5 protein-coding genes are annotated in these 6,978 nt (G+C 70.8%); 1 reads left to right on the forward strand and 4 read right to left on the reverse strand.

The annotated features are described in order from the left end of the window. The 3 genes from ccrA to AOK17_RS46025 form a co-directional block, all read right to left on the reverse strand. Positions 1–1,301: crotonyl-CoA carboxylase/reductase (gene ccrA / locus AOK17_RS46015; protein ID WP_055618610.1), on the reverse strand; the 1,301-nt coding region annotated here is incomplete at its 3' end. Positions 1,302–1,744: 443 nt separating this feature from the next. Next, the gene (locus AOK17_RS46020; protein ID WP_055618614.1) at positions 1,745–2,560 is read right to left on the reverse strand and encodes a TetR family transcriptional regulator; all 816 of its coding nucleotides are present in this window, start codon (positions 2,558–2,560) and stop codon (positions 1,745–1,747) included. Positions 2,561–2,876: 316 nt separating this feature from the next. Next, the gene (locus AOK17_RS46025) at positions 2,877–4,694 is read right to left on the reverse strand and encodes a 3-hydroxyacyl-CoA dehydrogenase family protein (RefSeq protein ID WP_055618611.1); all 1,818 of its coding nucleotides are present in this window, start codon (positions 4,692–4,694) and stop codon (positions 2,877–2,879) included. A 369-nt stretch (positions 4,695–5,063) separates the two neighbouring features. On the opposite strand from AOK17_RS46025, the gene AOK17_RS46030 reads away from it, so the two are divergent. Further along, positions 5,064–5,657: an adenylosuccinate lyase gene (locus AOK17_RS46030; RefSeq protein ID WP_055618612.1), complete on the forward strand. Its 594-nt coding sequence runs from the start codon at positions 5,064–5,066 to the stop codon at positions 5,655–5,657. 361 nt (positions 5,658–6,018) lie between these two features. Here the strand turns inward: AOK17_RS46030 and AOK17_RS46035 are convergent, their stop codons facing one another. Beyond that, positions 6,019–6,648 carry a response regulator gene (locus AOK17_RS46035; RefSeq protein ID WP_055618613.1) on the reverse strand — a complete coding sequence of 210 codons (630 nt, stop codon included), beginning with the start codon at positions 6,646–6,648 and terminating at the stop codon, positions 6,019–6,021. Between the last annotated feature and the right edge of the window lie 330 nt (positions 6,649–6,978).

The raw sequence follows: 6,978 nt of genomic DNA on the forward strand, positions 1-6,978 counted from the left end.
TGGGCGCGCTTCTCCTCGTCGCGGACGCCGAGGCCCTCGGCGGGCGCCAGCGCCAGGACTCCGACCTTGCCCTGATGGAGGTTGCGGTGCACGTCGTACGCCGCCTGCCCGGTCTCCTCCAGCGAGTACACCCTCGACAGCGTCGGGTGGATCTTGCCCTTCGCGATGAGCCGGTTGGCCTCCCAGGCCTCGCGGTAGTTGGCGAAGTGTGAGCCGATGATCCGCTTCAGGGACATCCACAGGTAGCGGTTGTCGTACTCGTGGTTGTAGCCCGAGGTCGAGGCACAGGTGACGATCGTGCCGCCCTTGCGGGTGACGTACACGCTCGCGCCGAAGGTCTCGCGGCCCGGGTGCTCGAAGACGATGTCGACGTCCTCGCCGCCGGTCAGCTCGCGGATGCGCTTGCCGAAGCGCTTCCACTCCTTGGGGTCCTGGTGGTGCTCGTCCTTCCAGAACCTGTAGTCCTCGGCGTTGCGGTCGATGATCGCCTCGGCGCCCATCGCGCGGCAGATGTCCGCCTTCTGCGGGCTGGACACCACGCAGATGGGGTTGGCGCCGCCGGCGAGCGCGAACTGGGTGGCGTACGAGCCGAGCCCGCCGCTGGCGCCCCAGATGAGGACGTTGTCGCCCTGCTTCATGCCGGCGCCGTTGCGGGAGACCAGCTGCCGGTAGGCGGTGGAGTTCACCAGCCCGGGGGCGGCGGCCTCTTCCCAGCTCAGGTGGTCGGGCTTGGGCATCAGCTGGTTGGACTTGACGAGGGCGATCTCGGCGAGGCCGCCGAAGTTCGTCTCGAAGCCCCAGATGCGCTGCTCGGGGTCGAGCATCGTGTCGTTGTGCCCGTCGGACGACTCCAGTTCGACGGACAGGCAGTGCGCGACGACCTCGTCACCGGGCCGCCAGGCGTTCACGCCCGGACCGGTGCGCAGCACGACGCCCGCCAGGTCCGAGCCGATGATGTGGTATGGCAGGTCGTGGCGCTTGGTGAGGTCGCTGAGCTTGCCGTAGCGCTCCAGGAACCCGAAGGTCGCCATGGGCTCGAAGATCGAGGTCCACACGGAGTTGTAGTTGACCGAGGAGGCCATCACGGCCACCAGGGCCTCGCCGGGGCCGAGTTCCGGCACCGGCACGTCGTCCAGGTGGATCGACTTGCGGGGGTCCTTGTCGCGGGTGGCGAGTCCGGTGAACATCTCCGTCTCGTCCTTGTGCACGGTGATCGCGCGGTACGACTCGGGGAGCGGCAGTGCGGCGAAGTCGGCGGACGTGGCCGTCCGCGACTGAATCGCGTCCAGGATTTCCTTCACGGTGGTGCCTCCGGCGATGAGCGTCTGAGGGGAACGCTGAGGGTTACGTCGGGGTGGTTGCTGCTGGTGTGAGGCAGTGCCGTCGGTTCGGCGGGGGTGGTGCTCGGCAGCGCGTTGTGGCGCGGAAGGTTGCCTGTGACGCAGGCGTCCGGGCGCGCAGACCAATCGGTTTGCGGGGACAGCCGGCGTACGAAGGATCTCTGCACGCCGGCCGCCCGGACCACTTCAACGTATGGCACGCCGTGTCACGCCGCAAGGCACGGAGTGCCAGAAGTTGCGCTCAGGTGAAATCTTTACGTAACACGTGAGCGATGATCGATCAGACTAGGCCCGGAAGCGCCTGAATCTGGGCAAAAAGGCGCCGGACGCGCTCACAATGAGCTCGTCCGGCGATCAGGCGTTTGGCGAGGACAGAGGCTGGGTCGCGGTTCCGCGGGGTGTTGCTACGCCCGTTCCTTGAGTGCCTGCTCGATCGTGCGCATCACCTGGTCCAGCGGGGCGTCCACGCGGGCCACGGTCACCAGCACCTCACCCTCCACGGACGCGGCCGAGGAGGGTGCCGAGAGCGGCGCGGTGTCCCGGCCGGCCCCGATCCCCGTACCGAAGGTCTTCCGGACGATCGCGAAGGCGTGGTCCAGCTGGCTCTCCACGTCTCCCTGGCCGCCCGCCCGCAGCCAGCGCCGCAGCACGTGGTTGTGGGCAGTGACCACGGCGGACGCGGCGACCTCCGCGAGCAGCGGGTCGTCGTTGGCGTCGTCGTCGTGGGCGTGCTCGTCGAAGTGGCCCAGCAGATAGCGGGTGAACAGCCGCTCGTAGCGGGCCACGGACGCGATCTCCGCCTCCCGCAGGGTCGGTACCTCGCGGGTGAGCTTGTAGCGCGACACCGAGATCTCCGGCCTCGCCGCGTACATCTTCATGACTTCCTTGATGCCGCGGCACACGGTGTCGAGCGGATGCTCGTGCGCCGGCGCCGCGTTGAGCACCGCCTCGGCCCGGATCAACGTGTCGTCGTGGTCCGGGAAGATCGCCTCTTCCTTGGAGCGGAAGTGCCGGAAGAAGGTGCGCCGGGCGACCCCGGCCGCAGCCGCGATCTCGTCGACGGTCGTCGCCTCGTACCCCTTCGTCGCGAACAGCTCCATCGCGGCGGCCGCGAGTTCGCGGCGCATCTTGAGCCGCTGCGCGGCCGCACGACTGCCCGCGGCACTCTCCGGAGCGTCGGGCGTGGCTGGGGTACGGGAGGACTTGGCGGGCTGGGACATGCCCCGAACGTACTGCATGTACGCGGCGGAGCGCTCATGACCGGGGCTTTCCCCGACCGGCACCGGGACGGGGGCGGCGGCCGGATCGAGCAGCCCGCCCCAGTGGGCGTGTTCGGCGAACAAGTCGCCGGGCCGGCCGTCGGCCGAGAGCCCGGCCGCGTTCGCGGACCCGTCCATGGCCCCGCCGGCCGCCCGCTGCCCTGTCCCGTTCACGGACCTGCCGCCGTATCCGACCGCAGGCCCGCCTCCGGGCCGGTCCCAGGGCCCGGAGGCGAGCTCGCCGGGCCGGTCCCCGGGCCCGGCGTCGCGCGGCGGTTCAGCGCCGGGCATATTCGCGGAAGCCGCGGCCCGTCTTGCGGCCGAGGCAGCCCGCGGCCACCAGGTGCTCCAGGAGGGGCGCGGGGGCGAGGCCGGGGTCGCGGAACTCGCGGTGCAGGACCTTCTCGATGGCCAGCGAGACGTCCAGGCCGACCACGTCGAGGAGCTCGAAGGGGCCCATCGGGTAGCCGCCGCCGAGCTTCATCGCGGCGTCGATGTCGTCGAGCGTCGCGTAGTGCTCCTGGACCATCTTGATCGCGTTGTTCAGGTACGGGAACAGCAGCGCGTTCACGATGAAACCGGCCCGGTCGCCGCAGTCCACCGGGTGCTTGCGGACCTTCGCGCAGACCTCCCGGACCGTGGCGTGCACGTCGTCGGCCGTCAGGACCGTGCGCACGACCTCGACCAGCTTCATCGCCGGGGCGGGGTTGAAGAAGTGCATGCCGATCACGTCCTGGGGCCGCGAGGTGGCGCGGGCACAGGCCACGACGGGCAGCGACGAGGTCGTGGTGGCCAGGATCGCGCCCGGCTTGCAGACCTTGTCGAACACCGCGAACAGCTGCTGCTTGATCTCCAGGTCCTCGGCGACCGCCTCCAGGGCCAGATCGACGTCGGCGAAGGAGTCGTACGAGCCCGCCGGGGTGATCCGCTCCAGCGTCTCGGCGGCTGCCTCGGCGGTCATCCGGCCCTTGTCGACGGAGCGTGAGAGCGACTTGCCGATACGGGCCTTGGCGGCCTGCGCCTTCTCCTCGGTGCGGGCGGCGAGGACGACCTCGTACCCGGCCTTCGCGAAGACCTCGGCGATACCGGACGCCATGGTGCCGGAGCCCGCGACGCCGACCGAGCGCACGGTACGGCCGGGCACCAGGGAAGCGCCCTCCGGGGGAGTCAGCGCGTCCCGCACGACGGTCGCGCTGCCCGGGGCGTCGTACGTGTAGAAGCCACGCCCCGACTTGCGGCCGGTCAGGCCCGCCTCGCTGAGCTGCTTGAGGATGGGCGAGGGCGCGTGCAGCCGGTCGTGCGACTCGGCGTACATGGCCTCCAGGACCGTACGCGCGGTGTCGACGCCGATCAGGTCCAGCAGGGCCAGCGGGCCCATGGGCAGGCCGCAGCCCAGCTTCATCGCGGCGTCGATGTCCTCGCGGCTCGCGTACTTCGCCTCGTACATCGCGGCGGCCTGGTTGAGGTAGCCGAAGAGCAGTCCGTCGGCGACGAAGCCGGGGCGGTCGCCGACCGCGACGGGCTCCTTGCCGAGTTCCAGGGCGAGGTCCGTGACGGCCGCGACGGCGGTCGGCGCGGTCAGCACGGACGAGACGACCTCGACCAGCTTCATCGCCGGGGCCGGGTTGAAGAAGTGCAGGCCGAGGACCCGCTCGGGGCGGGCCGAGTCGGCGGCAAGCCGTGTGACGGACAGGGCGTTGGTGCCGGTCGCCAGGATCGTCTCCGGACGCACGATGCCGTCCAGCTCCCGGAAGATCTGGTGCTTGATGTCGTACGACTCCGGAGCCACCTCGATCACCAGGTCGGCGTCGGCCGCGGCCCGCAGGTCGGTGGAGGTGGCGAAGCGGGCGAGGGCGTCGTCGCGCTCCTGCTCGGTGAGGCGCCCGCGCTGCACGGCACGGGCTGTCGAGGACTCCAGGGCGGCCGTGGCCTGCGCGGCGGCGGCCTCGCTGATGTCGATGCCCACGACCTCGCGGCCGGCCTTGGCCAGGATCTCGGCGATGCCGGTCCCCATCGTGCCGAGGCCGACGACGGCGACGGTCTTGACCGGGGACGCGGAGAGCGACAGGGAAGGGTCTGACAGGGGAGTGGCCATCGCGGGACTCCAGGATGAGTGACGACTGAGGGACGCACCCGGATACGCCAACGGGCGCACACGGTGCGGAGGTTGCGGGTGATGCCGGGCTACGAAGCGCACACGCCCGGCGCCGTGAGTGGGTGAAACTGCGAACCCACGAAACGGTGAGGAAGACCCGACCGGCCCTGTCCCGGAGCCGTGTCGTACTGAAGTACAGACTGAGGTACGTGAAGTACCGAACCGACCAGCACCCGCGGCGGCTGCGTCACCAGGCCACCACGAGCAAGTCAGCGAGTGGGTAACTCGCTCGATTGAGCTTAACTCGTGGGTAACGAGCGCGCCAGTCCCCGGTGAATGTGACGTACGTCGCCGATAGGCTTCGTCGATATGGACGAAGAGTTGCGATCGCTCACCCAGCGCTTACGGCACGAGGCGGGCGCGGCTGCCTCGTACTCGTACGAACGACTGGCCTCGACCGGCGACCTCGACGAACTTGCCGACGTGCTCATCGCACCCGAACAGCGGCTCTGGGCAAGGGAGTTGGCCGCTTTCCGGCTCGGGCTCGCCGGGGACCGGCGGGCCTTCGAGGCACTCGTCCTGCTGCTCAATCACCGTGATCCGCAGCGCTGCGCGTCCGCGGCGCACGCCCTGGCCCGGCTCGGCGACCCGCGCACCGCCCGCGCGGCGGCGGCCCTGGCCACCAACGAGCTGCGCGTCGCCTACGCGCTCCATCCGGTACGGCTCCTGGTCGAGCTGCGCGCTCCCGAGTCCGTACCCGCGCTGATCACGACCCTGGCCCGCAGGTTCCGCCCGCACGACCCGTACCGCCGTGTCGCCATCGCGTGCGTGGACGGGCTCGGCGCCCTGGGCGACGAACGGGCCCGCCCCGTCCTGAACGAGGCCCTCGCCCATCCGCCGCTGGCCCAGGCGGCGGCGGGTGCGCTGAAGAGGCTGCCGGCGCAGCGGGCGCCACGCGACTAGGTGTCGATCGGCGTTCACGGCGGGGCGCCTTGGGAACGGACACGGCGGGGTGCCTTGGGGAACAGGCACGGTGGGGTGCCGGGAGTTCCTGGAGAAGGCGGGGTCGCCGGGGGTTCGCCCGGCGGGAGACGGGCGACCGGCAGGCGGACGAACGTCGCGGGATCCGACCTGCCGTCATCTCCGCGCATCTGGCCCGGGTCCTGCTCCCCGACGGCCCCGGTCCACGGGGCCGCACTTTTCGCACGATAGACAGCGGGCAGGGACCGGGCATCCCCCAGGCGGGGCGAACGGCTCCCTCAGATGGGCTGATTCACCGTTCTACGGTCGGACCTTGTGGACTCTGTGGACCTGGTGGATTTTGTCATGCGGTCGGGCGCGGCAGGATGCCCAGGCGCGTCGCCGTGACCACGGCCTCCAGCTGGCTGTGGGCGCCCAGTTTCACCAGGACGCTCTTCACATGCCCGCGCACCGTGTGCCGGCTGAGCACCAGCCGGTCCGCGATCACCTTGAGCCCGTGCCCCTGGGCGAGCAGGGACAGCACCTCGTGCTCCCGACGGGTCAGCCCGCTCCGCTCCCACCGCTGCTCGGGCAGCCGCGCCGCCAGGGTGGACTCCTCCACCAGGAGCTTGCCGTCGGCCGTGGTCCGGATCGCGGTGAGGATGTCCCCGAAGGCACTGTGCTTGGCGAGGAAGGCAGAGGCGCCCGCCGTCACCGCCCGGGCCAGCTGGTCGGGGGTCGCGTCCGCGGTGAGGACGACCACCCGGGTCGAGGGATGCGCGGCCTTCAGCAGCCGGGTGCCCTCGATGCCGTCCCTGCCCGGCAGGTGGATGTCCATGAGCACCACGGAGGGCGGCCGACGGGCCGCCTCCCGCAACGCCTCGTCGACCGTGCCCACCGCGTCACCGCAGTCCAGGTCGGGCTGCGCCGCGATGGCGATGGCCAGGGCGTCGGCCAGCGCGCGCTGGTCTTCGACCACGAGCACGCGGATCATCCCGGATCCTCCCCCTCCGGATGGCCGGCTCTCCCTGGGCCGGTTGTGGCGATGCGCTTTCGAGCGTAGTGCCGTACGGCGTTGTCGGTACCTGGGCGTACTCGGAAATGTGTTCCCCGCGTCTGGTCCAACGGCGTTGTGACGGTCCAGAGTTGAGCCCGGAAGCGGTTCTTCGCCCCCGCCGCCCTTACCCGTCCCTGGGGGCTGCCGCCCCCAGACCCCCGCATCGGCCTGAACGGCCTCGTCCTCAAACGCCGGACGGGCTGAGATGTGCCTGGACTGGGCTATAGAGGTTCGGCCCGGCCGCGCAATCTTCAGCCCCTCCGGCGT

It is taken from the genome of Streptomyces phaeochromogenes (assembly GCF_001418655.1).
Lineage (GTDB): Bacteria > Actinomycetota > Actinomycetes > Streptomycetales > Streptomycetaceae > Streptomyces > Streptomyces phaeochromogenes.